This window comes from Streptomyces sp. AF1A, assembly GCF_047340315.1.
Lineage (GTDB): Bacteria > Actinomycetota > Actinomycetes > Streptomycetales > Streptomycetaceae > Streptomyces.
The window spans coordinates 1-26,744 of the sequence record NZ_JBLEBI010000085.1 but is presented as its reverse complement, the minus strand read 5'-3'; the positions used below and the strand labels follow the sequence as shown (position 1 = coordinate 26,744).

Here is a 26,744-nt window from a genome sequence, read left to right as displayed (position 1 = left end):
GGCGGCGACCCGGCCCGCCGGGTACCGGACCGCGGCGCGGCTGATCCGGCTGGCTGACCGGCTCGGCATCCCGGTGCTGACCCTGGTGGACACCCCGGGTGCGGCGAACGACGCGGAGGCGGAGAGGCAGGGCGCCGGCGCGGCGATAGCGGAGGTGTTCGCGGCGGTCGCCGCCGCCCGGGTGCCGTTGACCACGCTCGTCATCGGCGAGGGCGGCTCCGGCGGCGCCCTCGCGCTGGCCGCGCCGGGCCGTACCTGGGCGACGCCGGACAGCTACTTCTCGGTGATAGCCCCGGAGTCGGCGGCGGCCATCCTCAAGCGAGGGCCGGAGGAGGTCGAGGCGACCGCCGGACAACTGCGCATCCGGCCGCAGGACCTGGTGGACCTCGGGGTGGTCCGGGCGGTCGTGGACCCGCGCTGACGTCGAACAGCCGCCGGTCCAGCGTCCCGGCCCGCAGATACGGCAGCGCCTCGTCCGGTACGAGGGTGAGGTCACCGTTGCTCGACTGCGTGCGCACGGGGCCCGTGGCGCCCCGGGGCCGCTGCAAGGTGACCGTCCGACTGCCGTGCCCGAGTTCGGTGACGGTCACCTTGTCGCCGGTGACGAGGGTGGCGGTGGTGGCGGAGGTGGCGGAAGCGGGAGGGCGCGGGGCCGCGGCGGTGCGCGCCACCGCCTCTCCGGCCGGCAACAGGGCACCCACCAGCCCCGCCGCCAGCAGTACCGCGCCGTGTCCGACTGGTCCTGTGGTCATCCACGCCTCTTCTCGTGTGTGTCGAGGGGGTCGTGTGCTGGGAAGAGTGTCAGGTGCCGTGTGAGGACGGGATGGTGACCGGTCCTGGCGGGAGGGCGCCGCGGCGCGTTCCCGCCACGCGCTCAGCTCCCGTCCGCAACAATGGAGTTGGTCGAGGGTCGGGAACTCGGGGGGTTCGGCGCCATGAACAGGCTGATGGAGTTCACCACGGAGGACGGCGCCGTGGTCGTCGTGGAGAGCGCCGACGGCCCGGGCGGGACCCGGCTCGTCTCGCGCGGGGAGGGCCCGGCCGCCCAGGCCACCCGCACCTTCGAGGGCGCCCTCGACAACGTGCGCGCCGCGGCCCACTCCGCCCTGCGCGTCTTCCGCGACGGCGCCCTGCACCCCGACTCCGTGGAGCTGGAGTTCGCCGTGAAACTGACCGCGGAGGCCGGCGCGGTCATCGCGAAGGGGGCGGCGGAGGGGCAGCTGGTGGTGCGACTGGGCTGGACGTCCGGCCGTGCGGCGCCGGGTGCGCCGGACCCCTCCGCCGTGAGCGCCCCGGAGCCGGCGTCCGGGTCATGAGCGGTGCGTCCTGGCAGGCCCGCGTCGAGTGCGGGGGCGTGGTGCACGGTGCCGGCGTCCTGGTCTCCCCCACCACCGTGCTGACCTGCGAGGACGAAGACGGCTACGGCCATCCCCACGACACCGTCGGCGACGAGGCACCCCCACGTGCCTACCGCACCAGGGCCACCTTCGAGTTCGCCGACGGCGCCCGGCACCCGGACACCGTGGCCGCACTCGGCCGGGCGGTCACCAGGCTGCTGACGGCGAGCGGGCCGGCCCGTCACACCTTGCGGCCGACCGCGCGGGACAACGGCTGGACAGTGGTGACGGCACCGGGCATGGCCGGCCTGCCCCTGCTGCACGCCACAATGCGGCACTTCGAGGACGAGGTCGTGCAGCTGGGAACTTTCGCTGGCTGGTGACCTTCGAGTGTCTCGTAGGAGACGGCCGTATCCAGGCTCCGGACGCGGTGCGCGACCGCCGGACGCTGGACGTCTCCGAGGACCGGCGGGGCATCGTGGCCGTACCGCAGATGCTCCGGGACGACTGGACGAGGATCCAGATTTGGCCCCCTGGCTGCAGTCCCTGCGTCCGGGTACCGCTGCGGGCTGGTACCGGCTGTGCCGGATGGCGCGCCCGCTCTTCGACGGCACGCACCTGCCGCCGCCCGTCCTCGGCCCTCACCCGCTCCCCGCCGGTGACGTCTTCCCCGAGGGAGCCGGCGAGGTCCGGACCGTCGTCTACCGGACCGGCGCGGGCGAGCTCGGCACCACCCGGCGCCCGGGAGCCACGGAGTACTTCGAAATCGACTTCGCCGAGCGCCGCCTGGAGCTGGATGAGAGGGAATCGTTCTTCCGGGCCATCGGCACGGCCGTCTGGCGTGTCAGCGACCCGCTCCGGCCGTGGCGCACGCGGACGGCGAGCCGTTCCCCGAGCGCATCAGGGAGGCGGTGCGCCAGCGGCTGCGGAACCTGGCGAGCATCTCCCCCGGTGTCATGGCCGAGCGGCAGCCGTTCTCACTCGCTGCTCCAGCCACCCAGGTGCCCGGCTGCACGGTACGCGGCGAACTGACCTTGTGGCGGACCCGTACCTGACCCGCCAGCGGCCTCCTGACGACGCGACACACCGGACTGACATCGGAAACCGCCCGTTCGGCCGCACCCCTCCCGGCCCCCCACAAAAGGCGCCCGGCCGTGCGTCCCGCACAGGATGCAGACACAAGGACAGAAACGAGGCCCGCCGGCCGGCCGGCTGAGGCCCGTGCCACCCGGGAGGAACTGCCGTGACCGTCAGTCTGGAGCAGCTGCGCCGCTGCCACTTCGGCGTCGACCTGGGGGCGGCCAGCACCCGTGTGTACGTGAAGGGCTCCGGCCTCGTCGTCGACCAGCCCTCGGTCGCGGCCGTGAACATCCGCAGCGGGGGACTCATCGCGGTCGGTGAGCTGGCGGAGCAGATGACGGGCCGCACGCCGGACTACATCCGGGTCGTACGCCCCATCTCCGGCGGCACGGTGATCGACATCGAGATGGCCCAGCGCATGCTGCGGCACCTGCTCGGCGACAGGATGCGCCGCTGGCTGCGGCGCAAGCCCTGGCTGCGCGCGGCGGCCTGCACCCCGCACGACGCCGATCCGCTCGCCCAGCGGGCGACGATCGAGACGCTGGTCGGGCTGGGAGCGCGCCGGGTGCAGCTGGTGGACACGCTGATCGCGGCGGCGGTGGGGTGCGGGCTGCCGGTGGAGCTGCCCGAGGCCCACATGATCATGGTGTGCGGGGCGGCGGCCACCCAGGTCGCGGTGCTGTCGCTGGGCTCGATCGTCACCGCCGAGCGGATGCCTGTGGGCGGGGAGGCCGTGGACCACGCGATCGTGCAGCATCTGCGCCACGAGCACGAGCTGTTGCTGCCCAGCCAGGCGGTACGGCCGCTGCAGCTGGCCCTGTCCGGGGCCGGGCTCTCCCTGGACGGCCCCACCAAGACGGTGATCAACGGCCGGGACGTCGCCACCGGGCTGGCCCGCAGCGTGCGGGTGGACACCGCCGCCGTGCGGGACGCGATCCACGCCCCGCTGACCGCGGTCCTGGACGGCATCGGCAAGGTGCTGCGCGAGTGCCCACCGGACCTGGTGGCGGACCTGGCCGACCGCGGGATCGTCATGGTCGGCGGTTCCGCGCTGCTGCCCGGCTTCGCGCAGATGGTCCAGCAGGCCACCGGGATGCCGGTGCACATCGCGGAGCGGCCCGACCTCTGCGCGGCCCAGGGCCTCGGCGCCATGATGGAGGGCCGCATCCAGCCGCCGGCCCTGGACGCCATCGCCGCCTGACCCACGACGGCACCGGGTGGCCGGCCACGGCCTCACCGCGCGAGGTGGCACCGGATCGTCGTGCCCTCGGGACCGGTGTGCGTGCGCACCAGGTCGGCGACGAGGTTGACCAGCAGCAGGCCGCGCCCTCCGCGCTGATCGCGGGAGGCGGGGCGGCGGCCGGCCAGCGGGTCCGTCAGGCGGCCCTTGTCCCGCACCTCGCACAGCACACGCCCGTCCTCCGGCCACACCGTGAGCGTGCCCGTACCGCCGCCGTGGATCACGCTGTTGGTGGTCAGCTCGGCGGTGATCAGCGCCAGGTTCTCCAGGGCCATGCCCGCCAGGCCCAGCCCCGCGGCGTGCTCCGCGGCCAGGTGCCGCACCGCGGAGAGGGTCTCCTCGTCGAAGGCGACGGCGAGCACGCCGGGGCCGTTGCCGGGGGCGGGCGGCAGCGGCTCGTTGTACCGGGCGACGACGCCGTCGGGGTCGTAAGTCCGGCTGGGCCGTGTCTCGGCGCTGCCGTCCGCGATGACCACGGGGTGGGTGGCGTGGGCGTCGGCGAGCACCCGCTCGTCCAGCCGGGCGGTGTCGTACGGGCACAGGATGCTCACCTCTTGGCCCTGGAACGCGGCGTTGATGAGCGCCTCGTGCTGGGCGCAGGCCGGGTACTCGGCCGGGCTGCGGTCCGCCCAGACCGGCTCGCCGACGATCCGCACCCGGCGGCCCGGCGGCTGGGCGTCGGCGAAGGCGCGCAGCACGCCGGGGATGATCCGGCCGGGGTTGCGGCCGGCCACCCGCATGTCCACGAACCGTACGCCGTCGCCGTCGGCGCCCAGCTCGCCCCGGATCAGGCGCAGGTTCTCGCCGGGGACGGCGACCGCGACCGGCTCGCCGGCCGCCAGGGCGGCGCGGACGAAGGGGATCGTGCCGGCCAGGTACTGCTGTGTGTCGCCGTAGAAAAGGGCGGGATGGACGAAGGGCTCGATCGGCCCGGCCGTCGCGGTCATGACGTCAGCACCTCGATTCCCGGGCTTCTGGGCCCCGGCAGCTCCCGTACGCGGATCGGGGCGGGCGGCGGGCGGTCCGGCACCAGCCGCGCCTCGCCGATACGCCGGCCGGCGCCCGCGACATCGCCGAAGGCCGGCGCGGAGGGCTCCCCGTAGTACGGCGCCCCGCCGTGACGGGCGGCCCGTTCCGGCACGCGCTCCCGCAGCCCCCGCGCGGGCAGGCTCGCCTCGCCCGCCACCCGGAATCCGCTCCGCTCGGACAACGGGTGCGCGTCGAGCCGCGGCACCGCACGCACGGCCACGGCGTCGACTCGTGCGGGCCCCGCCGTTCGGGCTCCGTTCACACCATCTCCCAGCCGCACAGGGTCACGGGTGCTCAGTATGCTCCCGGGCTTTCCCCTACGGGGTACGGGTCCGTAATCGGAGGGCGGGCGACCTACCTCATGAGGGCCCCGGCACCGAGCGGGGAGAGACATGACCCCCGCCGGGAAGCACGGCACGCGTCGGACGGCTGGACGCCCTGGACGTGGACGGCCGTACGAGGGTGACCAGGCCGTCCTTGCGGCACACGGCGAACTGGCCCACGACTGCACGGACGCCCTCGCCGGGTCCCTGGCGGCCCTGCCCGATGGCGTGGCCGGGGTGGAGCCGGACCCGTCCGAGGTGTCCGCACGCGGCCCCGCGCGGCCCCGCGCCCGGCGGAGCGGCCCGCCACGGCCGCCGGCCCTGAGCCGGCCGGCCGCACCACAAAGCCGGTCCCGGCAGATCCACCCGGCCGACCCGGGCGGGCGGCGTCAGTACGGCAGGATGCGGCCCGAGGGCGTCCTGCGGTCGATCTCCTGCCCGCGCGGCGCTGCCGGCCGCCGGCTGACCCGTACCCGGATACGACGGTCCATGACGCCTCCTCCTGCCGACACCGTTCCGGCGGTGCACACCGGTAGGGGGTCCGTGCCCAGCGAACGGCTGGTTCAAGCCCGGGAGAACTCAACTCGTCCGTGTTTTGGGGCGGTTGGCGAACTTTGCGATCATCGGTGCCACCGCCGGACCGGCCGGCCGGGAAGTGGCGGGCACCGCCGTGGACTTCGACGGGGGCGTTCTCGGCCCTCCGGGTGACCCGGACGGATCCTCCGGGTCCCGGTGGGGCCCCGGATCCTGGTCCGAGCGGGTGAGCGGTGGCCGCCGCTGCGGCGTGGCCACCGTTCTCACGTCAGCGCAGGTGACATCGTTTCTGCACCTGCGACGCCTGGTGGGGCGGGTGGGACTCGAACCCACGGCCGACGGATTATGAGTCCTTTGAGGATCTTCCGATCAGTCCCCGCTCTTGCCTCGACTTTCCCATAACCGCAGGTCAGAGGCCCTTCGTGGTTCTGGCTCTGCGCTGGCCTTCCTGATCCTTCCGGGTCCTTCCGTCCACTGCGTGTCCACTGGGAGTCCACCGGCACCCTCTTCCCGCCCGGCGCGAACGGCATGGTGAGCCGTACGCGCAGGTCGAGGTCACCGAGAGGGGATGGAGTTGAACTCCGGCGCAGCGGACTGCCTTACCGGCGAAGCAGGCCACTCTCTCTTCGCCCGAGGGTGGAACAGCAGGTGGAGGAGACCGCCGAATCCCTGATGTTCAGCATCGGCCGCATCGTGGCCGGCCGCGACCTGGACAGTGTGAAGCGCACTGACGCGGCCTTCTGGCGGCCGGGCACCCACGTCCTGCGAAGGTGGAGGCCCGTGTACGGTGCCGTTCCTACAAGGCCGGATGGCGGCGCAGCGCCACCCGCCTGACCTGGTTCGGCGCCGTCACCGAGGGCGCCTACCTGGTCGGCCAGCATCCCGACGTCAGCTGGCGGACAGCGCAGGATCTTTGGGAGAACCAGGAGCAGGCCCTCGCCGCGCTGGAGACCGGCGGGATCGGCGCAGCCTCCGCCGCGGCCGTGGGTGGCCTGGCGTGCGGGCTGCTGAACCGCGAGCGGCGGGAGCTGATGCGAGCGGACCAGTAATGCGGCTCGGGAAGTGGCCAGCTGGCGGAAGCTCGCCGCCCTCCGTATGGCTGAAGGGGTCGCGGCCGGTGCCTCCGCTGCAACGCCCGCAATCCTCGCCGCCCCCTCACACTCCTCGGCTATCGACGCACATCCCTGCCCGGCTTCTTGCTGACGCAGTATCGGCGTATCGGCTCTGGGCCGGATGAACACCGGCCGTGGACGAAATTCGGCCAGCTTCCGATGGTGAATCGTTCGTATTTTCGCATCCGCTTAGCTCCCAGAGCTCGCACAGCACAAAGGCAGACCGACCCGCGGGGGAATCTGCCTGGCGCGTCCCCCGATGACTTCACGACGACCTACGGGTACGACGATGCAGGCCGGCTTACGACGACGGTGGACACGAAGGGAAACACCACCCGCAACGAATATGACTCCGCCGGCAACCTCAGCTCCGTGACGGACGCCTCGGGCAAGGCCACGACCTACACCTACGACGCGGCCAACAGGCTGACCGCGGTGAAGGACGCCGCTGGCCACACCTCGAAGACCACCTACGACGTCGTGGGGAATGTCACCTCACGTACAGATGCGTCCGGCGCGAAGTCGACCTACACGTATGACAAGGCCGGTCGCCTGCTGACGATGACGACGCCGCTGGGCAATGTCTCGGGCGCGGATCCCTCGAAGTACACGTGGAAGTACGGCTACGACAAGGTCGGTAACCAGGTCACCGTCACCGACCCCGCGGGCAACACCGCCAAGACCGACTACGACGCGGAATACCGGCCGATCGCCGTCACCGATCCGCTCGGGCACGTGCGGAAGACTGAGTACGACGGCGAGGGTAACGTCACCAAGACCACCGACGCCCTCGGCAAGACCACCGTCAGCACCTTTGACGACGACAACCGGCTGCTCACCACGACAGACCGTGGTGGCAAGACCGTCACCTACGCCTACGACGGCGCCGGAAACCTTGTCTCCGAGACGTCACCACGGGGCAGCAAGACCACCTACGGCTACGACGACAACGGCCGCCTGACCACCAGGGTGGAACCGCGCGGCAACGCCTCCGGCGCTGACCCTTCCCAGTACACCTGGAGCACCAGCTACGACGCCGCAGGCAACGTCGTCAGCCAGACCGACCCCTCCGGCGTCAAGATCGTCTACAACACCTCCGACGGCGACGGACGCCTCACCGAACGCGCCGACGCTCTCGGCAAGAAGACGACCTACGGCTACGACAAGCTGGGCCGGCTCACGACTGTCACCACTCCCGACGGCGGAACCACCAAGCTCGGCTATGACGACCTGGGCAACCTGACGTCCCGTCACGACGCCAACGGCCACATCACCAGCTACGGCTACGACGACGCCGGCCGCCTCAACAAAGTCACCGACCCCCTGGGGCGCGCCACCGCCTTCCTGTACGACGCCAACGGCAACCGGACCAAGACCACAAACGCCCGCGGGCAGACCATCACCAACACCTACGACGCCCGCAACCTGGTCACCAAAACCACCTACTCCGATGGCACCCCGACCGTCTCATACACCTACGACGCGGCTGGCCATCCCAAGACCGTCGCGGACGGCACCGGCACCAGCACCTTCACCTACGACAACGAAGACCGGCCGCTGACCATCACCTCCCCCGGGGCCGCGAACCCCTTCAAGTACACCTACAACCCCAACGGGACCCTCAGCAGCCGGACCTACCCCGACGGTCGTGCCATCACCTACGCCTACGACGACGACGGCCACATCACGGGCCAGACGGCAGGCAGTCAGACCACCACCTACACCTACGACGCCGCGGGGAACCTCACCGCGACCAAGCTGCCCACGACCACAGCCGTCACCGAAGCCCGCACCTACGACCGGGCCGGACGCCTAGCCTCGCTCTCGGAAGGCACCGGCGCCCGCTACTTCCAACGGGACGACGACGGCCGCATCACCGCCGACTACTTCAAGGACGCCACCACTACCGGCCTCGCCGACCGCTACGCCTACGACGATGCCGGCCGGATGACCCGCGCCTGCACCGACACCTCCACCCAAAACTCCGTCACCGCGGTCTACGACGCAGCCGGCAAGGAGAACTACACCTTCACCTACAGCGCCTGGGGCGTCTCCACCGGCAAAGCCAGCACCACGAACGGCCAGAGCAGCATCTTCGGCTACACCGGCCAATACAAAGACCCCGCTCTCACCAGCCGCCTGTACCTGCGCGAGCGTAGCTATGATCCCGGTAACCGGCGCTTCACCAGCCCCGACCCTGCACCCGTAGACAACGACAGCCCCAACCTGTCGACCTACGCCTACGCCAACAACGACCCCGCCAACCAGGACGACCCCTCCGGTCGCTGCGGTATCTGCGTCAGCGCCGGCATCGGTGCCGTCGTCGGTGCCGCCGTCGAAGGCGGCGTCTACGGCTGGCAACACCGCCATGGCGGATTCACCTGGGGCGGCTTCGCCAACGCCACCGGAGAAGGCGCCGTCACCGGCGCCATCGCAGGCGCCATCATGCCCGGCGCCGGCAACACCGCCGCCCGCGCCCTCGGCTTGAGCGGAGGCCGCGCCCTCGCGACAAGCACCGCCTTCAACGGCCTCGTAGGTGCCGGCTTCTCCTGGGGAGACAACGAAGCGCACTGCCAGCCCACCACCCCCTGGGACCTGCTGTTCGGGGCTGCGGGTGGCATGAGCAGCAGCCTCGCCGGCCCAGCCTTCAGCTGGCTGAAGAACCGCCTTTTCATGCCGCCGGTCACGGTCTCCGCCCACACCAACCGGCTCAGCGGCTACGCCTACCGCGGCCTGCGCGCCGACGAAGATGCGAGCCAGGGGCTCAGGGCGGCGGGCAGCAATCCGGACGTTGCCGCATGGCAGCACGTCGTCCAGGACAACGACTCGCCCTGGATCTCCCTGAGCCGCGATCCGAAGATCGCCTGGAAGTACAGCGGTGAGGGCCAGCAGACCATCGTCGCGGTCGACCTCTCCCAGGTCGACTCCGAGACGATCGACGCGGCGGCCAACCTGCATGTCCCGCACGAGTTCTACAACTTCGCGAAGGATGCCTCATGGCGTGACAAGGAGATCCTCGTCAAGTTCTCCATCAACGCCCACGCCATCGCGAAGGAATGGCCGGCAGGCACCAGCCTGGAACAGATCCTGCAGGATATAGCCGAGCTCGGATAGGCCCGACCACCACGTAGGGTGTGTCTCCGGCACCGACTGTACCGGGGGCACACCCTACGGATTAGACCAGAAAATGCCGCACGAAAGGTGCACACGTGGCGTCACGCTCATGGGTGCTGAAGAGCGACGATACTGCTCTCGGCTCTCTCTCCCTCATCGACATTGACCAGCCCTGGTTCAGGTGCCACTTCACCCCAGGCGAGGGATGGGAACAAGTGAGGGAGCTCTTCGAAGCACAGGCCGAGGCCGTCGACAGCGGCGACCAGGCACAGATGATCGAAGCCATCGGCGCCGTCCGCGGCCTTCCCCTTCAGCTTCATCCCCAAGAAGGCGACGAAACCATCACCCCAGTCATGATTCAGATCCGGGGAGACAAGGCCAACTTCCGTTACTGAACTTCGCTGCGCTCCGATGCGGCAGGAAGTCCCCCATCACGCTATGAGAAGCCGTGATGAGGAATGGAAGGCCCTGCTGGATGAGTTCAGTCCTCCGCGTCCATCCGGCAGTCTGGCCACTGAAGAGATGTGGAAGCTGATCTCGGCGGCCTCAAAGAATCCCGTTTTGAGATCGCTCTACCCCGCCGCATCAATGTGGTCATTGACGTTTTCAGAGAGTGAGTCGATCGAGGACATTAATGATGCATTGCCCGCGATCTCTACCGCTAACGGAGAATATCGAGTCCTCTCCTGGCCTTATCCGAAAGAGATCTGCCTCTTCCTTACAAGCGACCCGGCTGAGGCGGTAGAATTTACAGCAGAGTGGGTAGAAAGCCGGAAGGCGGATAAACCCGGCAGGAACTGAAGACAGGGCGGCCCGCTCCGCGCACGCGTCCGAGGTGGCTCACGTCCGGCGTCGGCCTGTTTCGCATCGCCCGGCCCTCGCCGAGCCGCCAGGAAAAACGGGGTGGCGTGGCCCGACACCGCCACCGATCCATCGTTGGATGGAAGGTAAGGGGCGATCCGCGTGGCTCAGGGAGAAAGTAGCGAGAGCGAACACCCATCTTACAGAGTCAAGCAAGGAGACGAGATCGTCGGCTACTTGTATCCCCGTGGCGCAGACCAGCCGTGGGTCATGTGCCGGTTCGAGCCAGCCGACGCATGGGTTGGCCTACAAGATCTCTTCGCGGCACAGGAGGAGGCCAGACGGCTTAGTTTTCCCCCGGACAAGGTCTGGGCAGTCAAGGCCGTCCAAGACCTTGACTTGAAACTCGAGCGTGTCGAGGACGGGGAAGTGACCAAACCCCTTCTCCTTTACATTGAAGGAACTCAGGCTCAGTTCCGAGTATGACCCGCAGGGAAAACGACGCCTGCCGTATCGGCGGCGCCGTTTTCCCTGCGACCACTGCTGAATGTGGTTTGGAACCAGTGTCCCGGACCACATCTGCCGCGCCAGAACCACCGTGGTCACGCACCTGCCTGGTTCGGTTCGACCCCTTGGACGACGGAATCCATGCTGGATTTCCTGTCATCTGACGCCAGCCCGATGAATCAAGGAGTAAAGACTATGAAGTCTCACTTCCGCAAGAGCGTCGCCTTCGCCTTAGCTGGACTGGGTATAGCGGCGATGAGCGTCGCTCATGCAGCTACGGCATCTCAAGGAACCGAACCCGTCGCTCACCAGAGCGCGGTACGGAGCTCGGCAAGTGACCTGCGGGTGGTGGACGCGGAGGTCGTCAGTCGGGGCGTCCCGTTCAGCCTCACGAGGTTCTACCACTGGGATCCTGCAGCGACGCCCGGGCTCCTCGGCAAGGGGTGGAAACTTTCCCTCGAAGCAAGGCTCGAAGTATTCAGGACGACAGTAGTTCTCAACGACGCGGACGGCACCAAGGTGACCTTCACCAAGCAGAGTGACGGCACCTATAGCGCACCTGAGGGCACGGCCTACAGGCTGACAACCACGGACGGGGGCTACTCCCTGACGTCGGACAGCGGGAACCTGGTACGAAACTTCGATGGACCCGGACGGCTCAGCACGGTCGTAAACGGCAGCGGTGAAGGCCTCAAGCTCACTTACACGGCAACCGGACGGATCGCGTCTGTGTCAGACGCTGAAGGCCGCGTAGCTCGCTTCAACACAAGCAGCACAGGACTGCTTCTGACCGTTACCCTCGCAGACGGCGGCCGAGTCACGTACGTGTACACGAACGAGGGCTACCTGGCGCGAGTCGCGGATGTGGTGGGCAAGGTGCGGACCTACTCCTACGATTCACAGGGCCGTCTCATTCAGAATTGAGGTCTGGCCTGCCGCGTGCCGAAGGGCTCGCGGCAGGCCAACCCGCTGACGTCCGCGACAGGCAATCTGTCACCTCACCCGCCGCCGCCGGCCGAGGGCCTGGCAGAACGGGTGCGCACAGCGCATTGTCAACCGACCGGGCAACCCCTGGTCACTGCGCCTGGAAGCGGAGCAGATCGACGTCCGAGTTTGAAGCCCATGCCATACCTCTAGTGAAGGCGGGAGACTGTTCCGGACGCCGCCTTGTGCAGAAACTGCTGCACCGGTGGATGGTTCTTCAGCGTGGCCCAGGGCCCCGGGCCGTTCGGGTTCGGCCTCTTATCCGGGTGGTAGGCGAGCAGCTGCCTGCCGACACCTTCGTGAGTGACCGCGGCATCGCCGCGTCTTCGCGCCCTCGGCGGCCCCGGCCGCATTCGCCGCTGCGACCGCGGCACTCGCGTTCCGGCTGCTCCGCGGACACCGGAGCGGCACCGGCTGTCGCCGACAGCCTAGGGTAGTAACATGTAGTACATGGAGACCACTGCCCGCGAGTTCAACCAGAAGTCCTCGCAGATCCTCGCCGCCGCGGCCCGTGGCGAGACCGTCACGGTCACCAAGAACGGCACCCCGGTGGCTCGGGTCGTACCGATAAGTGACACCGACATCCCCCCGTACCCGACCGACCCCATGGGGGACATCGACCTTCCCGACCTCGGCCTGCCCGATCTCACCGACGACGAGATCGAGGACACGCTCAAGGGTATGGGCGCGTGACGATGATCGCCATCGCCGACACCAACGGCCTGTACCGCCTGCTCGACCCGAACCTCACCGGACACCAGGAGCACAGGAAGGCACTGGCAGCGACCAGCCACCTGGTCATCTCCCCCCTGGTTCTGGCCGAGCTGGACTACCTGATCGCGACACGCGCCGGAGCCCGCAAAGCTCTGGCGGCGGCCCGGTTCATCGAACGCAACGTAGCGACGCGCCGATTCGAGGTACCGCCTGTCAGCACGCACCTGAGTGCGGCGATCGCGGTCGCAGAGGGGTATGCCGACGCCGACGGCGGCAAAGGCATCGGACTGACCGACGCCATGAACGTCGCCCTGGCCGCCGCCTACCGAACCGACGCCCTGCTCACCACCGACCATCACTTCCGCATGGTCCGCCCCCTGACCGGCCATCCCGCCTTCCGGCTCCTACCCGACGACCTGTAGGCCGCACCGCTAGCGCGACACCCAGCGCCAGCACCAGCCGATCACGTCGGTGCGGCGTGCTCCTGGCACAGCCACTTCTGTCAGATCGCGGCGAAGAGAGTCGGTCAGCCTGCGACCTCGCCGTTGGTCAGCACGAGCAGGGCACGCTACAGCATGATCCCAAGCCGGGGCAGCGGAGGCCACGCGGGGCGTTGTGTCCACTCAAACTCAGGTACAGGCACCAAGGGCGCCTGCTCCGTGCCACCTGCTGGCGCGCTCGGTCAGGGCTGTCTACAACGTTCCATCTCCACCGCCCTGTTGTACCGCCCGGGCGGCAGCTGGCCTACGTGGTGTTTGCAAGCCAACCACGTTGCAGGAAGGACCAGATGCCTTCCCGGGGTGGAGGTCGGGTGCGCAGGGCGGCAGGTAGTACGCGGTAGCCACGTCCGGGGTGGCGCCTCACTCACCCGCGGCTTTCGTGGATCCGCTTTGACCGAAGCGGCTCTTGAACTCGGACAACCGCCCCGACGGTCCTCTTCCTCCTCGAACCGGCCGCGCCCCTCTGAACCCGCCCTACGTTTTTGCGTCCACTACGCGTCCACTGGATCTTGGACCACGGAGCCCCCAGGTGGCCTCCAGCCGCACCCGAACGCTCGCGACGCTGCAGGTCAGAGCCCTGTCAGGAGCAGCCAGGCGATCCCCTACGGCTTCCGACAGTGCCCCTGAGCAGCGGATTCTCTCCGTTGGGCCGGAGTTCACGATCTCCCTGCCGAGAAGAGACGTTTCCGCAGGTCAGAACGTTTCTCTGACCTTCACTTGGTGGGGCGGGTGGGACTCGAACCCACGGCCGACGGATTATGAGTCCGCTGCTCTAACCGGCTGAGCTACCGCCCCATAGCGGCGTGTCGCGTACAAGTGTGCGCGCCGTCTGCCGCAGCATAGCCGCTCATACGATCTCCTGCCTCGGATGGTCGGCTTCCGCGCTGCTCATGACCTCGAGGACAGCGCCGCAGGTACAGCGGTTCCCGCGGACGTGAAAAAGGACCCCGACGGGGTCCTCGTTCAGCGTGCTCCCCCGACTGGACTCGAACCAGTAACCTGCCGGTTAACAGCCGGCTGCTCTGCCAATTGAGCTACGGAGGACCGAAGCTCCCCCGACTGGACTCGAACCAGTAACCTGCCGGTTAACAGCCGGCTGCTCTGCCAATTGAGCTACGGAGGATCGCCTCGTTGCATCGAACGTACCTACCCGGGTATTCGCCAGGGGGCGCGCGCTCGCTGCGACACATACATTAGCGCAAGCAGGGGGGTGCTCCGCCAATCGGTACCTCCGGCGCCGCACCGCAGACCTACGCACGGGAAGGGTGACAGCCATGCGCTACCGGCTCACGTTCCTCGCCGGACTGGCCCTCGGTTACGTACTCGGCACGAGGGCCGGACGCGAGCGCTACGAGCAGCTGAAGAAGTCCGCTCGCCAAATCGCCCAGAACCCGGCCGTACGCAACACCGCCGAGACGGCCGCCCAGCAGGGCCGGGTCTACGCCGGCAAGGCGTTCCACACCGTCAGCGACAAGGTCGGGGACCGGGTTCCCGCGTCGGTGGCCCAGCGGGTGCGGTCCCTGCGGGAGCGGAACATCGACGGCACGCCCGAGGACGACTGGGGCACGAGCAACACGTAGGCGCGCCGTCCGGGGCCGATCCCTCACCCCCTTGGGTGCCGACGGCCGAAACAAGCGCGGGGATGCGGCAAAATTCTCGGCATGGGGATAGTCGCCGGCTTGGACAGCTCACCGGACTTCACGCGCATCGTGGTCTGCGACACGGACACCGGTGCCGTACTACGGCAGGGGTACGCCCCGCACCCGGTCGAGGCACCGGAGGGCGGCGGCCGGCCCAGCGATGTCGACCCGCAGGCCTGGCTGCTCTCCCTCGGCGAGGCCGCGGGCGGCGGTCTGCTGGAGGGCGTGCAGGCCATCGGGGTCTCCGCGCAGCAGAACGCGCTGATCCCGCTGGACGCCCAGGGCAACACGGTGCGCCCGGCGATGGTCGGCGCGGACAAGCGGGCCCAGGTCGCGGCGGCCGATCTCATCGACGCGCTCGGCGGCCGGGAGGCCTGGGCGCAGGCGGTCGGCTGCGTCCCGCAGGCCGCCCGGCCCGTGACCAAGCTGCGCTGGCTCGCCAAGAGCGAACCCGAGAACGCCCGGCGTACCGCCGTGCTGCTGCAGGCCCACGACTGGCTGGTGTGGCAGCTGCTCGGGCGGCCGGTGCGCCGCACCACCGACCGCGGCGGGGCGTCCGGCACCGGCTACTGGTCCGCGGCCACCGGCGCCTACCGGCCCGACCTGGTGGAGCTGGCGCTCGGGCACCAGGCGATGGTGCCGGAGGTGATCGGCCCCTCGGACGCGGCCGGCACGACCCCGGAGGGGCTGCTGATCTCGGCCGGGACCGGCGAGACCATGGCCGCGGCGTTCGGGCTCGGGATCGGGCTGGGCGACGCAGTGGTCTCCCTCGGCGCCTCGGGCTCGGTGATGGCCGTGCATCCGGAGGCCCTCACCGACCAGTCCGGGATGATCACTTCCCTCGCCGACGCCACCGGCATGCACCTGCCGGTCGTCACCACCCTGAACGCCGTACGGGCCCTGCGCGGCACCGCCGAACTCCTCGGGCTGCCGGATCTGGAGAGCCTGTCCGACCTCGCCATGAAGTCCACGCCGGGCTCGCACGGGCTGGTGCTGCTGCCCTATCTGGAGGGCGAGCGGACGCCGAGCCTGCCGCACACCGCGGGCACGCTCGCCGGGCTGCGGCGCGAGTCGATGAAGCCCGAGCACCTGGCGCGGGCCGCGTTCGAGGGCATGCTGTGCGGGCTCGCCGACGCGCTGGACGTGCTGCGCGGGCGGGGCGTGGACGTGCGGCGGATCTTCCTGCTGGGGCAGGCCGCCGAGCTGCCCGCCGTGCAGTCCTCGGCGCCGTCCCTGTTCGGCGCGCAGGTCGTCGTGCCGCAGCCCGCGGACTACGCGGCGATCGGCGCGGCCCGGCAGGCGGCCTGGGCGCTCGGCGTCTCGCAGGGCACCCTCGACCCGCGCACCCCGCCGGCCTGGCAGGGCGCGGCGGCGCAGGTGCTGGAGCCGGGCGACGAGCTGGCCGTCGGGCAGGCGGTGCGGCAGCAGTTCGTGTCCGTGCGGGAGCAGACCCACCCGGGAGCGTTCCGCGCCTAGACGCACCCAGACGCACCCGGAGAACTCGAAGCCGCCCAAACCACTTCGGCACGCCCGGCACTCGTAGGGCCGTACGAGAATCCGCTGTTGGGTTAATCGGTTGAGGTAACGCGGGTGGAGTGTCAGACGATAGGGGCCAAGGGCACACCGACCAGCCCCTGTCGCCGACTTCCGAGAGACCCAGCGTGCTCATACGACTTCTGCGGACCCATCTGAGGCCCTACAAAAAACCCATAACCCTGCTGGTGCTGCTGCAGTTCCTGCAGACCTGCGCCACTCTCTACCTGCCCACCCTGAACGCGCACATCATCGACAACGGTGTCGTGAAGGGTGACACGGGTTACATCCTGTCCTACGGCGGCCTGATGATCGGCATCTCGCTGGCCCAGGTCGTGTGCAACATGGGCGCCGTGTACTTCGGTGCGCGGACGGCCGCCGCACTGGGCCGCGACGTGCGCGGCGCCGTCTTCGACCGGGTGCAGTCCTTCTCCGCCCGTGAGGTGGGTCACTTCGGGGCGCCCTCCCTCATCACCCGCACGACGAACGACGTGCAGCAGGTCCAGATGCTGGTCCTGATGTCGTTCACCCTCATGGTGTCGGCGCCCATCATGTGCGTCGGCGGCATCGTGCTGGCCCTCGGGCTGGACGTGCCGCTGTCCGGGGTGCTCGTCGCGGTCGTCCCGGTGCTGGCGATCTGCGTGACGCTGATCGTGCGCCGGCTGCGGCCGCTGTTCCGCGCCATGCAGGTCCGGCTCGACACCGTGAACCGGGTGCTGCGCGAGCAGATCACCGGCAACCGGGTGATCCGCGCCTTCGTCCGGGACGAGTACGAGCAGGGCCGGTTCGGGAGGGCCAACGGCGAGCTGACCGAGATGCAGCTGGCCACCGGCCGGATGCTCGCGCTGATGTTCCCGATGGTCATGACGGTGGTGAACCTGTCCTCCATCGCGGTGGTCTGGTTCGGCGCGCACCGCATCGACAGCGGCGGGATGCGGATCGGCGACCTCACCGCGTTCCTCGCCTATCTGATGCAGATCGTCATGTCCGTGATGATGGCCACCTTCATGTTCATGATGGTGCCCCGCGCCGAGGTCTGCGCCGAGCGCATCGAGGAGGTCCTGGACACCGACTCCAGCGTGGTGCCGCCGCTCACGCCGGTCACCGAGCTGCGCCGGCACGGGCATCTGGAGATCCGCGGGGCGGGCTTCCGCTATCCGGGTGCCGAGGAGCCGGTGCTGAAGTCCATCGGCCTCGAGGCGCGGCCCGGTGAGACGACCGCCGTGATCGGCTCCACCGGCAGCGGCAAGTCGACCCTGCTCGGGCTGGTCCCCCGGCTGTTCGACGCCACCGAGGGCGAGGTGCTGGTGGACGGCGTGGACGTCCGGCAGGTCGACCCCGAGCTGCTCGCGCGGACGGTCGGGCTGGTGCCGCAGAAGCCGTACCTGTTCGCGGGGACGGTCGCGACCAACCTGCGCTACGGCAACCCCGACGCCACCGACGAGGAGCTGTGGCACGCGCTGGAGGTGGCGCAGGCCAAGGACTTCGTGAGCAAGCTGGAGGGCGGCCTGGACGCGCCGATCGCGCAGGGCGGGACGAACGTCTCCGGCGGTCAGCGCCAGCGCCTGGCCATCGCCCGCACCCTGGTGCAGCGCCCGGAGATCTACCTCTTCGACGACTCCTTCTCCGCGCTCGACTACGCCACGGACGCGGCCCTGCGCGCCGCGCTCGCCCGTGAGACCGCCGAGGCCACCGTCGTCATCGTCGCCCAGCGGGTGGCGACCATCCGGGACGCCGACCGGATCGTCGTGCTGGACGAGGGCCGCGTGGTCGGCTCCGGCCGGCACCACGAACTGATGGCAGGCAACGAGACCTACCGGGAGATCGTGCTCTCCCAGCTGACGGAAGCGGAGGCCGCCTGATGGCCGGGCCCATGGGACGCATGATGGCCGGGGGCAGCCCCGACCAGCGCTCGATGGACTTCAAGGGGTCGGGCAAACGGCTCGTCGCCCAGTTCAGACCCGAACGGGTCACCATCATCGGCCTGCTGATGTGCGTGGTCGTCAGCGTGACCCTGAGCGTGATCGGCCCGAAGATCCTCGGCCGGGCCACCGACCTGGTCTTCTCCGGCATCATCGGCCGGCAGATGCCGGCCGGGGCCACCAAGGACCAGGTGCTCGCGCAGATGCACGCGCACGGCCAGGGCGCCATCGCCGACATGCTCAAGAGCACCGACTTCACCCCCGGCAAGGGCATCGACTTCGGTGCCGTCGGGAACGTCCTGCTGCTCGCGCTCGGCACCTTCCTGGTCGCCGGCCTGCTGATGGCGGTCGCGACCCGGCTGGTCAACCGGTCCGTGAACCGCACGATGTACCGGCTGCGCGAGTCCGTGCAGGCGAAGCTGTCGCGGCTGCCGCTGTCGTACTTCGACCAGCGCCAGCGCGGTGAGGTGCTCTCGCGTGCCACCAACGACATCGACAACATCGGGCAGACGCTGCAGCAGTCGATGGGGCAGCTGATCAACTCGGTGCTGACCATCATCGGCGTGCTCGTCATGATGTTCTACGTCTCCTGGATCCTGGCGCTGGTGGCCCTGGTCACCGTGCCGCTGTCGTTCGTCGTCGCCACCCGGGTCGGCAAGCGGTCGCAGCCGCACTTCGTGCAGCAGTGGCGCACCACCGGCAAGCTGAACGCGCACGTGGAGGAGATGTACACCGGGCACACCCTGGTCAAGGTGTTCGGCCGGCAGGAGGAGTCGGCGCAGCAGTTCGCCGAGCAGAACGAGGCGCTGTACCAGGCCGCGTTCCGGGCGCAGTTCAACAGCGGCATCATGCAGCCGCTGATGATGTTCGTGTCGAACCTGAACTACGTGCTGGTGGCGGTCGTCGGCGGCCTCAGGGTCGCGTCCGGCGCGCTGTCCATCGGTGACGTGCAGGCCTTCATCCAGTACTCGCGGCAGTTCTCGATGCCGCTGACGCAGGTCGCGTCGATGGCGAACCTGGTGCAGTCCGGTGTCGCCTCGGCCGAGCGGGTCTTCGAACTCCTGGACGCGGAGGAGCAGGAGGCGGACCCGGTGCCGGGCGAGCGTCCGGCCGAGCTGCGCGGACGGGTCGAGCTGGAGCACGTGTCGTTCCGGTACGACCCGGACCAGCCGCTGATCGAGGACCTGTCGCTGAAGGCGGAGCCCGGGCACACGGTGGCCATCGTCGGCCCGACGGGCGCGGGCAAGACCACGCTGGTCAACCTGCTGATGCGGTTCTACGACGTGTCCGGTGGCCGGATCACGCTCGACGGCGTCGACATCCGCAGCATGTCCCGGGACGAACTGCGGTCCGGGATCGGCATGGTGCTCCAGGACACCTGGCTGTTCGGCGGCACCATCGCGGAGAACATCGCGTACGGCGCCGCGCGCGAGGTGACTCGGGGCGAGATCGAGGAGGCCGCGCGGGCCGCGCACGCCGACCGGTTCATCCGGACCCTGCCCGACGGGTACGACACCGTGATCGACGACGAGGGCACGGGCGTCAGCGCGGGTGAGAAGCAGCTCATCACCATCGCGCGGGCGTTCCTGTCCGACCCGACGATCCTGGTGCTGGACGAGGCGACGAGTTCGGTCGACACCCGGACCGAGGTGCTGATCCAGAAGGCGATGGCCAAGCTCGCGGCGGGGCGGACGTCGTTCGTCATCGCGCACCGGCTGTCGACCATCCGGGACGCCGACACGATCCTCGTGATGGAGAACGGGTCGATCGTCGAACAGGGCGCGCACGCGGACCTGCTGGCGGCCGGCGGGGCCTATGCGCGGCTGTACCAGGCGCAGTTCGCGCAGGCCGTGGCCGAGGTCGACTAGGCCGGCGGACGGGGCGCCGGGGGCCGTCGGCAGGCGGCCCCCGCGTCAGTCCAGGTAGCCCCTCAGCTGGTCCGCGAAGGTGTGGTCCCGGAGCTTGTTGAGGGTCTTGGACTCGATCTGCCGTATCCGTTCGCGGGTCACGCCGAAGATGCGCCCTATCTCCTCCAGGGTGCGGGGGCGGCCGTCCGCCAGGCCGTAGCGGAGCTGGACGACCTTGCGCTCGCGTTCGCCGAGCGTGGACAGCACGGCCTCCAGGTGCTCCCTGAGCAGCAGGAACGCGGCGGACTCCACGGGGCTCGCCGCGTCGCCGTCCTCGATGAGGTCGCCCAGGGCCACGTCGTCCTCCTCACCCACGGGCGCGTGCAGCGACACGGGCTCCTGGGCCAGGCGCAGCACCTCGCCGACCCGCTCGGGCGCCAGGTCGAGGTGGGCGGCGACCTCGTCCGCGCTCGGCTCGTACCCGCGCTCCTGGAGCATGCGGCGCTGCACCCGGACCACCCGGTTGATCAGCTCCACGACGTGGACCGGGACGCGGATGGTGCGGGCCTGGTCGGCGAGGGCGCGGGACATGGCCTGCCGGATCCACCAGGTGGCGTAGGTGGAGAACTTGTAGCCGCGGGCGTAGTCGAACTTCTCCACGGCCCGGATGAGCCCGAGGTTGCCCTCCTGGACGAGGTCGAGCATGGTCAGGCCGCGGCCCACGTACCGCTTGGCGACCGAGACGACGAGCCGCAGGTTGGCCTCGATCAGCCGCCGCTTGGCCATGCGCCCCATGACCACCAGCCGGTCCAGGTCGTGGGCCAACTCGCTGTCCAGGTCGGGGGTGTTGCTCAGCTTCTCCTCGGCGAACAGGCCGGCCTCCACCCGGCGGGCGAGTTCGACCTCCTCGGCGGCGGTGAGCAGCGGGATGCGGCCGATCTCGCGCAGGTACTGGCGGAACAGGTCGGCCGAGGGGCCGGCGGTCTCGGCCCGGGGGGCGACCGGCTCCTCGATCTCCGCGGGCTCCTCGGGTTCGGCCGCCAGCGCCTCGGCGGGTGGTTCCGCCGGTTCGGCGGGCGCCGCCCCCGCGGACTCCGGGTGCACGGCGAGACGGCTCTGCGGCGGCACGGCCACGAGGACGTCCGACTCCGCGTCCGGCTCGTCAGCGGTGGCGCCGGCAGTGCTGTCGGTCTGGGTGAGGGTCTGGGTCTGCACGGGGGCGACCTCCAGGTGTTCGCTGCTGAAGGAGTGCGGCAGCGGTACTTCGGGAGCGGAGAGTCGACGGCCTGCGCTCCGAGGACTCGGGCACCGGACCCAGTGTGGAGTACGACACATCCCCGCCACGAGGGGCGTGCGGTGACTTTTTGCGTCCGGTCCGTGACCGGCTGGTGATCCCCGGCGCTAGAGAGCGGACGGGCCCTCGTCCTGCAGGGCCCTGTCGTACCTGGTCAGGATCATCATCTCGTTCTGGATCGCGGCCGACTGGGCGGGATCGGAGTGCCCGAGCCGGGTCAGCACGCCCTGGAGTTCGGTGAGCCGGCGGGCCACGGCCCGGCGCCGGACGGTCACCAGCTGCTCGCCCGCGTAGGTCTCGTCGACCGTGCGCCGCATGATGGCCTCCACGGCCAGCTCGGTCACCATGGCGCGGACGGTGTCGTCGGGTGCCGCCTCGCGGACCCGGACCAGGTACTCCGACGCGTCCTGCACGCCGTACTGGGCGCCGCCCGCTTCCGCGATGGCCTGGCGCACGGCGGCGTACGGCGGGGCGGTGAACTCGTCCACGCCGTAGGCGTCGAAGGCCGGGGAGACCAACTCGGGCCGCTGGAGGGCGAGTTTGAGCAGCTCCCGCTCGGTGGCGTAGACGGGGTTGCGCAGCGTGAGGGCGGGTCCCGAAGGACCCGGGCGGGGTCCGGCGGCGGCCCACTGCGGCTCGCCCGCGCGCGGCCGCTCCTGCTGCGGCGCCCTGCCGCCGCGCTCCCGGGCCCAGCGGGCCAGCTGGGCCACGCGCTTGACCACGAACTGGGTGTCCAGGATGCCGAGCATGCCGGCCAGCTCCACGGCCACCTCGTGCTGCGCGCCGCTGTTCTTGATGCGGGCGACGACCGGGGCGGCCTCGTCCAGGGCGGCGGCGCGGCCGGCCGGGGTGTCGAGGTCGTAGCGGGAGACGATCTGGCGCAGCGCGAACTCGAAGAGGGGGGTGCGGGGTTCGACCAGGTCGGCGACGGCCTCGTCGCCCTTGGCCAGGCGCAGCTCGCACGGGTCCATGCCGTCGGGCGCGATGGCGATGTAGGTCTCGGCGGCGAACTTCTGGTCGTCCTCGAAGGCGCGCAGGGCGGCCTTCTGTCCGGCCGCGTCGCCGTCGAAGGTGAAGATGACCCGGGCCGAGCCGTTGTCCATCAGCAGCCGGCGCAGGATCTTGATGTGCTCGCCGCCGAAGGCTGTGCCGCAGGTCGCGATCGCCGTCGTCACGCCGGCGAGGTGGCAGGCCATGACGTCCGTGTAGCCCTCGACCACGACCGCGCGGCTGGTCTTGGCGATCTCCTTCTTCGCCAGGTCGATGCCGTAGAGCACCTGGCTCTTCCGGTAGATCGGCGTGTCGGGGGTGTTCAGGTACTTCGGCCCGTTGTCCGCCTCGTACAGCTTGCGGGCGCCGAAGCCGACGACCTCGCCGCCGATGTCGCGGATGGGCCACATCAGGCGGCCCCGGAACCGGTCGATGGGCCCCCGGCGGCCCTCCTGGGCGAGGCCGGAGAGGATCAGTTCCTTGTCGCTGAAGCCCTTGCCGCGCAGAAAGCGGGTGAGGTGGTCCCAGCCCTGGGGGCTGTAGCCGACGCCGAAGTGGACGGCGGCGGCCTGGTCGAAGCCGCGCTCGGCGAGGAAGACCCGGCCGGTCTCGGCCTCGGGGCTGGTGGCGAGCTGCTCGGCGTACCACTGGGCGGCGATCTTGTGCGCCTCGACCAGGCGGATGCGCTCGCCGCGCTGGTGGGCCGGGTTGTACCCGCCCTCCTCGTAGCGCAGGGTGATGCCCGCCTGCGCGGCGAGGCGCTCGACCGCCTCGGAGAAGGAGAGGTGGTCCACCTTCATCACGAAGGTGATGGTGTCGCCGCCCTCCTGGCAGCCGAAGCAGTGGAAGAGTCCCTTGCTCGGGCTGACCTGGAAGGACGGCGACTTCTCGTCGTGGAACGGGCACAGGCCCTTGAGGTTGCCGCCGCCCGCGTTGCGCAGCTGGAGGTACTCGGAGACCACGGCGTCGATCGGGACCGCGTCCCGTACCGCCTTCACGTCCTCGTCGTTGATCCGTCCTGCCACGCGTGAATTCTACGGGGGTGGTGCGACAGCCCGGTTCTCAGGAGACGAGGCCGTCCAGCGGTACGTGCGGGTCGGCCAGGGCCTCGAGGTCCACCGGCGCGTCGGCGCGGATCAGCCGCTGGATCTTCTCTGTGACATCCCACACGTTCACGTTCATCCCGGCCAGCACGCGTCCCTCCTTCACCCAGAACGCGATGAACTCCCGCTTGCCGGCGTCGCCCCGGATCACCACCTCGTCGTACGACCCCGGCGGCGCCCATCCGCTGTACTCCATGCCCAGGTCGTACTGGTCGGTAAAGAAGTAGGGCACGCGGTCGTACGTCACGTCCTTGCCGAGCATGGCGCGTGCCGCCGCCGGGCCGCCGTTCAGGGCGTTCGCCCAGTGCTCGACCCGCAGCCGCGTCCCGAACAGGGGGAGCGGGAAGGACGCCACGTCGCCGGCCGCGTAGATGTCCGGGTCGGAGGTCCGCAGCCGCGCGTCGACCACCACCCCGCCGCCGTCGGCGCGGTCGGCGATCTCCAGCCCGGCCGCCTCGGCGAGGGCGACCCGCGGTGCCGCGCCGATGGCCGCGAGGACGTCGTGCGCCGGGTGCTCCTCGCCGTCGTCGGTGCGGGCCGCGAGGACCATGCCGTCCTGGCCGACGATCTCGGTGAGCTCCCGCCCGAAGTGGAAGCGGACGCCGTGCGCGCGGTGCAGCTCCGCGAAGACGTTGCCCAGCTCGGGGCCGAGCACGCGGTGCAGCGGGGTCGGCCCGTGCTCGATCACGGTGACCTCCGCCCCGTACTCGCGGGCCGCCGCCGCGACCTCCAGGCCGATCCAGCCGGCGCCCGCGATCACGATGTGCCCGTTGTCCCGGCCGAGCGAGGTCAGCACGCCCCTGAGCCGCTCGGCGTGGGCGAGCCGGCGCAGGTGGTGGACGCCGGCCAGGCCGGTGCCGGGGATGTCGAGGCGGCGGGGTTCGGCGCCGGTGGCGAGCAGCAGCTTGTCGTAGCGGACCAGGGTGCCGTCGTCGCCGAAGCGGACCGTCTTCGCCGCGCGGTCGATGCGGTCCACGGTCTGGCCGAGGTGCAGCTCGACGTCGTTCTGCGCGTACCAGGCGGGCTCGTGCACGAAGACGCTGTCACGCTCCTCCTTGCCGAGCAGGTAGCCCTTGGACAGCGGCGGGCGCTCGTAGGGGTGGTCGCGTTCGTCGCAGATCAGTATCACCCGGCCGGTGAAGCCCTCCGCGCGGAACGTCTCGGCCGCCTTCGCTCCGGCGAGGCCGCCTCCGACGATGACGAATGTCTGATCCGCGTCGACCACTTGATGCCTCCTCTTGAGGGTGCCGCCATAAGCGAGCGTCCCGCACGCGGCGTGCGGCGGGAAGAGGGTGTGACCCGATCAGGCCACCCGGAGTCACGTTCCTCTCACATATGCCCCGTCAGTCTCGCGTGCAGCGACAGCGCTGAGGCATCCGTGAGGGACGCGATCTGGTCGACGATCACCCGCTTGCGCGCGCGGTCGTCGGGTGCCCGGTCGAACAGCGCCCGGAACTGCGGGTCGAGGCCGTCCGGGGCGCGGGCGGTGAGCGCCTCCGCCAGCTCCGCCACGATCACCCGCTGGTCGGCGCGCAGCCGCTCCTGCTCGGCGCGCTGCATCACATACCGGTCGGCGACCGCCTTGAGCACCGCGCACTCCATGCGGGTGGCGCGGGGTACGACGAGTTCCGCGTCGTAGCGGGTCAGCCGGCCGCTGCCGTGCGCGGCGCGCGTGGCGCCCTCGGCGGCCAGGCAGAACCGGCCGATGAGCTGGCTGGTGGCGTCCTTCAGCCGGGCCTGGGCGACCGCGGTGCCGTCGTAGCCGTGCGGCCACCACTCCTCGTCCTGGAGCCGGTCGAGGGCCGCGGCGAGTTCGGCCGGGTCGGTGTCCGCGGGGACGTACCGCCCGACGGCGACCTCGAACACGCCCTGCCGCTCGGACTCGGCGTGCAGGCTGCCGGGGTCGATGTGGCCGGCGTGCAGGCCGTCCTCGACGTCGTGCACCGAGTAGGCCACGTCGTCCGACCAGTCCATGACCTGGGCCTCGAAGCAGGTGCGGGTGCCCGGGGCGTGGGCCCTGACCCAGGCGAACACCGGAACGTCGTCCTCGTAGACGCCGAACTTGCCGGACGCCGGGTCGGCGGGGTGGGCGCCGCGCGGCCAGGGGTACTTGGTGGCGGCGTCGAGGGCGGCGCGGGTGAGGTTGAGCCCGACGGAGCGGCCGTCGGAGGTGAACCGCTTGGGTTCGATGCGGGTGAGCAGCCTCAGGGACTGGGCGTTGCCCTCGAAGCCGCCGCAGTCGTCGGCGAACTCGTTCAGCGCCCGCTCGCCGTTGTGGCCGAACGGCGGGTGGCCGAGGTCGTGGGCCAGGCAGGCCGCCTCGACCAGGTCGGGGTCGCAGCCGAGGGCCGCGCCCAGCTCGCGGCCGACCTGGGCGCACTCCAGGGAGTGGGTGAGCCGGGTGCGGGGGCTGGCGTCCCAGGCGCGGGCGCTGCGCTGGCCCGGCGTGACGACCTGTGTCTTGCCGGCCAGGCGCCGCAGCGCCGCCGAGTGCAGGATGCGCGCGCGGTCGCGCTGGAAGGCGGTGCGGCCGGGGCGCTTGTCGGGCTCGGGGGCCCATCGTTCGAGCGCTGCCGGGTCGTAGCTGTCGAGGAGTGCGGTGCCTTCCATGATTCGACAGTAAGCGTCGGCGGTGACAAAAGGGCGGTGCGCGGCCGCCGGTGCCGCCGCGCGCCCGTCACGCGGCCCGCGCCGACGGTGCCGCAAGACGCCGGTCGTAGCGGTGCAGGATCAGGCGGGCCATCGCCGGGTGGGCGCCCAGCGGGGCCGCGGCGATCCACGGCGCCGCCTGCGCGCACTGGGTGGCGAAGCGTCCGGGAGCCGCGAAGTACGAGGCGATCGCCACCCGGTGCCGGCCGCGCGCCGCGAGCGCCCGCAGGGCCGCCGGTACGGTCGGGGCCGCCGCCGAGGCGTACGCGGGGACGACCGGCACGCCCAGCCGGTCGGCCAGGAGGCGGGCGGTGCGCCGGGTGTCGGCCGCGGAGTCGGGGTCGCGGGAGCCGGCGGCGGCCAGTACGACGGCGCTCGCGCGGCGGGTCGCGGCGTCCGGGTCCTTCGGCCAGCCGGCCTCGGCCAGCCGGTCGTCCAGGGTCTGGGCGAGCAGCGGGTGCGGGCCGAGCGGCGCGGCCACGCGCGCGCGT

General features: G+C 70.5%; 23 protein-coding genes, 3 tRNA genes and 1 pseudogene. 16 read left to right on the top strand and 11 right to left on the bottom strand.

The genetic code is table 11. The features are described 5' to 3' along the window. The coding region (locus tag ACLU3S_RS21970; protein ID WP_413953632.1) for a carboxyl transferase domain-containing protein at window positions 1-421 on the top strand (421 nt) is incomplete at its 5' end. Here ACLU3S_RS21970 and ACLU3S_RS21965 read toward each other — a convergent pair. Then, window positions 414-752: pseudogene (locus ACLU3S_RS21965) on the bottom strand (hypothetical protein); the annotation flags it as partial. The gene ACLU3S_RS21970 and the pseudogene ACLU3S_RS21965 overlap by 8 nt on opposite strands. 183 nt (window positions 753-935) lie before the next feature. On the opposite strand from ACLU3S_RS21965, the gene ACLU3S_RS21960 reads away from it, so the two are divergent. The 4 genes from ACLU3S_RS21960 to ACLU3S_RS21945 all read left to right on the top strand — a co-directional run bounded on the left by ACLU3S_RS21960 (window position 936) and on the right by ACLU3S_RS21945 (window position 3,618). Continuing rightward, entirely contained in the window at window positions 936-1,316 is a 381-nt protein-coding gene (locus tag ACLU3S_RS21960; RefSeq protein WP_413953631.1) for a CU044_2847 family protein, read from the top strand. Next, window positions 1,313-1,720 carry a hypothetical protein gene (locus ACLU3S_RS21955; RefSeq protein ID WP_413953630.1) on the top strand — a complete coding sequence of 136 codons (408 nt, stop codon included), beginning with the start codon at window positions 1,313-1,315 and terminating at the stop codon, window positions 1,718-1,720. The genes ACLU3S_RS21960 and ACLU3S_RS21955 overlap by 4 nt, the downstream gene beginning before the upstream one ends. A gap of 480 nt (window positions 1,721-2,200) precedes the next feature. Then, complete coding sequence (locus ACLU3S_RS21950; protein ID WP_413953629.1) at window positions 2,201-2,392, top strand: hypothetical protein; 192 nt, start codon at window positions 2,201-2,203, stop codon at window positions 2,390-2,392. 188 nt (window positions 2,393-2,580) lie between these two features. Further along, on the top strand, window positions 2,581-3,618 hold the full coding sequence (locus ACLU3S_RS21945; RefSeq protein WP_413953628.1) for a rod shape-determining protein: 1,038 nt from the start codon (window positions 2,581-2,583) through the stop codon (window positions 3,616-3,618). Between the two features lie 32 nt (window positions 3,619-3,650). On the opposite strand, the gene ACLU3S_RS21940 is transcribed toward ACLU3S_RS21945, so the two are convergent. Next, a complete protein-coding gene (locus ACLU3S_RS21940; RefSeq protein WP_413953627.1) occupies window positions 3,651-4,604 on the bottom strand; it encodes an anti-sigma factor RsbA family regulatory protein in 954 nt (317 codons plus the stop codon). Further along, complete coding sequence (locus ACLU3S_RS21935) at window positions 4,601-4,948, bottom strand: hypothetical protein (RefSeq protein ID WP_413953626.1); 348 nt, start codon at window positions 4,946-4,948, stop codon at window positions 4,601-4,603. The genes ACLU3S_RS21940 and ACLU3S_RS21935 overlap by 4 nt, the downstream gene beginning before the upstream one ends. A gap of 1,365 nt (window positions 4,949-6,313) precedes the next feature. Here ACLU3S_RS21935 and ACLU3S_RS21930 point away from each other — a divergent pair. From ACLU3S_RS21930 to ACLU3S_RS21900, 7 genes are all read left to right on the top strand, one after another. Further along, window positions 6,314-6,592 carry a hypothetical protein gene (locus tag ACLU3S_RS21930; protein ID WP_413953625.1) on the top strand — a complete coding sequence of 93 codons (279 nt, stop codon included), beginning with the start codon at window positions 6,314-6,316 and terminating at the stop codon, window positions 6,590-6,592. Window positions 6,593-6,967: 375 nt separating this feature from the next. Further along, window positions 6,968-9,769 carry an RHS repeat-associated core domain-containing protein gene (locus tag ACLU3S_RS21925; RefSeq protein WP_413953624.1) on the top strand — a complete coding sequence of 934 codons (2,802 nt, stop codon included), beginning with the start codon at window positions 6,968-6,970 and terminating at the stop codon, window positions 9,767-9,769. Window positions 9,770-9,864: 95 nt separating this feature from the next. Further along, window positions 9,865-10,164: a hypothetical protein gene (locus ACLU3S_RS21920; RefSeq protein ID WP_413953623.1), complete on the top strand. Its 300-nt coding sequence runs from the start codon at window positions 9,865-9,867 to the stop codon at window positions 10,162-10,164. A 16-nt stretch (window positions 10,165-10,180) separates the two neighbouring features. Continuing rightward, the gene (locus ACLU3S_RS21915) at window positions 10,181-10,570 is read left to right on the top strand and encodes a DUF6193 family natural product biosynthesis protein (RefSeq protein ID WP_413953622.1); all 390 of its coding nucleotides are present in this window, start codon (window positions 10,181-10,183) and stop codon (window positions 10,568-10,570) included. Between the two features lie 702 nt (window positions 10,571-11,272). After that, window positions 11,273-12,001, top strand: a complete 729-nt coding sequence (locus ACLU3S_RS21910; RefSeq protein WP_413953621.1) for a DUF6531 domain-containing protein — start codon at window positions 11,273-11,275, stop codon at window positions 11,999-12,001. Window positions 12,002-12,511: 510 nt separating this feature from the next. Then, window positions 12,512-12,754: a type II toxin-antitoxin system Phd/YefM family antitoxin gene (locus ACLU3S_RS21905; RefSeq protein WP_413953620.1), complete on the top strand. Its 243-nt coding sequence runs from the start codon at window positions 12,512-12,514 to the stop codon at window positions 12,752-12,754. After that, window positions 12,751-13,197 carry a PIN domain-containing protein gene (locus tag ACLU3S_RS21900; RefSeq protein WP_398861556.1) on the top strand — a complete coding sequence of 149 codons (447 nt, stop codon included), beginning with the start codon at window positions 12,751-12,753 and terminating at the stop codon, window positions 13,195-13,197. Before ACLU3S_RS21905 ends, ACLU3S_RS21900 begins: the two co-directional genes overlap by 4 nt. Before the next feature lie 796 nt (window positions 13,198-13,993). Here the strand turns inward: ACLU3S_RS21900 and ACLU3S_RS21895 are convergent. The 3 genes from ACLU3S_RS21895 to ACLU3S_RS21885 form a co-directional block, all read right to left on the bottom strand. Continuing rightward, window positions 13,994-14,070, bottom strand: a tRNA-Ile gene (locus ACLU3S_RS21895). Window positions 14,071-14,246: 176 nt separating this feature from the next. After that, a tRNA-Asn gene (locus ACLU3S_RS21890) sits at window positions 14,247-14,319 on the bottom strand. Window positions 14,320-14,325: 6 nt separating this feature from the next. After that, window positions 14,326-14,398: transfer RNA gene (locus tag ACLU3S_RS21885), tRNA-Asn, on the bottom strand. 151 nt (window positions 14,399-14,549) lie between these two features. Here ACLU3S_RS21885 and ACLU3S_RS21880 point away from each other — a divergent pair. From ACLU3S_RS21880 to ACLU3S_RS21865, 4 genes are all read left to right on the top strand, one after another. Further along, a complete protein-coding gene (locus ACLU3S_RS21880) occupies window positions 14,550-14,855 on the top strand; it encodes a YtxH domain-containing protein (RefSeq protein ID WP_413953619.1) in 306 nt (101 codons plus the stop codon). Window positions 14,856-14,936: 81 nt separating this feature from the next. Then, window positions 14,937-16,391 carry an FGGY family carbohydrate kinase gene (locus ACLU3S_RS21875; RefSeq protein WP_413953618.1) on the top strand — a complete coding sequence of 485 codons (1,455 nt, stop codon included), beginning with the start codon at window positions 14,937-14,939 and terminating at the stop codon, window positions 16,389-16,391. A gap of 185 nt (window positions 16,392-16,576) precedes the next feature. Continuing rightward, a complete protein-coding gene (locus tag ACLU3S_RS21870) occupies window positions 16,577-18,310 on the top strand; it encodes an ABC transporter ATP-binding protein (RefSeq protein ID WP_413953617.1) in 1,734 nt (577 codons plus the stop codon). Beyond that, window positions 18,310-20,238 (top strand): ABC transporter ATP-binding protein, encoded by a 1,929-nt coding sequence (locus ACLU3S_RS21865; protein ID WP_413953616.1) that lies wholly within the window; start codon window positions 18,310-18,312, stop codon window positions 20,236-20,238. The genes ACLU3S_RS21870 and ACLU3S_RS21865 overlap by 1 nt, the downstream gene beginning before the upstream one ends. A gap of 45 nt (window positions 20,239-20,283) precedes the next feature. Here the strand turns inward: ACLU3S_RS21865 and ACLU3S_RS21860 are convergent, their stop codons facing one another. From ACLU3S_RS21860 to ACLU3S_RS21840, 5 genes are all read right to left on the bottom strand, one after another. Beyond that, window positions 20,284-21,552 carry an RNA polymerase sigma factor gene (locus ACLU3S_RS21860; RefSeq protein ID WP_413953615.1) on the bottom strand — a complete coding sequence of 423 codons (1,269 nt, stop codon included), beginning with the start codon at window positions 21,550-21,552 and terminating at the stop codon, window positions 20,284-20,286. 66 nt (window positions 21,553-21,618) lie between these two features. Further along, window positions 21,619-23,526, bottom strand: coding sequence for a DNA primase (gene dnaG / locus ACLU3S_RS21855; protein WP_413953614.1), 1,908 nt, complete (start codon window positions 23,524-23,526; stop codon window positions 21,619-21,621). A 37-nt stretch (window positions 23,527-23,563) separates the two neighbouring features. After that, window positions 23,564-24,829, bottom strand: coding sequence for an NAD(P)/FAD-dependent oxidoreductase (locus ACLU3S_RS21850; RefSeq protein ID WP_413953613.1), 1,266 nt, complete (start codon window positions 24,827-24,829; stop codon window positions 23,564-23,566). A gap of 104 nt (window positions 24,830-24,933) precedes the next feature. Continuing rightward, complete coding sequence (locus ACLU3S_RS21845) at window positions 24,934-26,214, bottom strand: deoxyguanosinetriphosphate triphosphohydrolase (RefSeq protein ID WP_413953612.1); 1,281 nt, start codon at window positions 26,212-26,214, stop codon at window positions 24,934-24,936. A gap of 67 nt (window positions 26,215-26,281) precedes the next feature. Further along, window positions 26,282-26,744: sirohydrochlorin chelatase (locus ACLU3S_RS21840; protein WP_413953611.1), on the bottom strand; the 463-nt coding region annotated here is incomplete at its 5' end.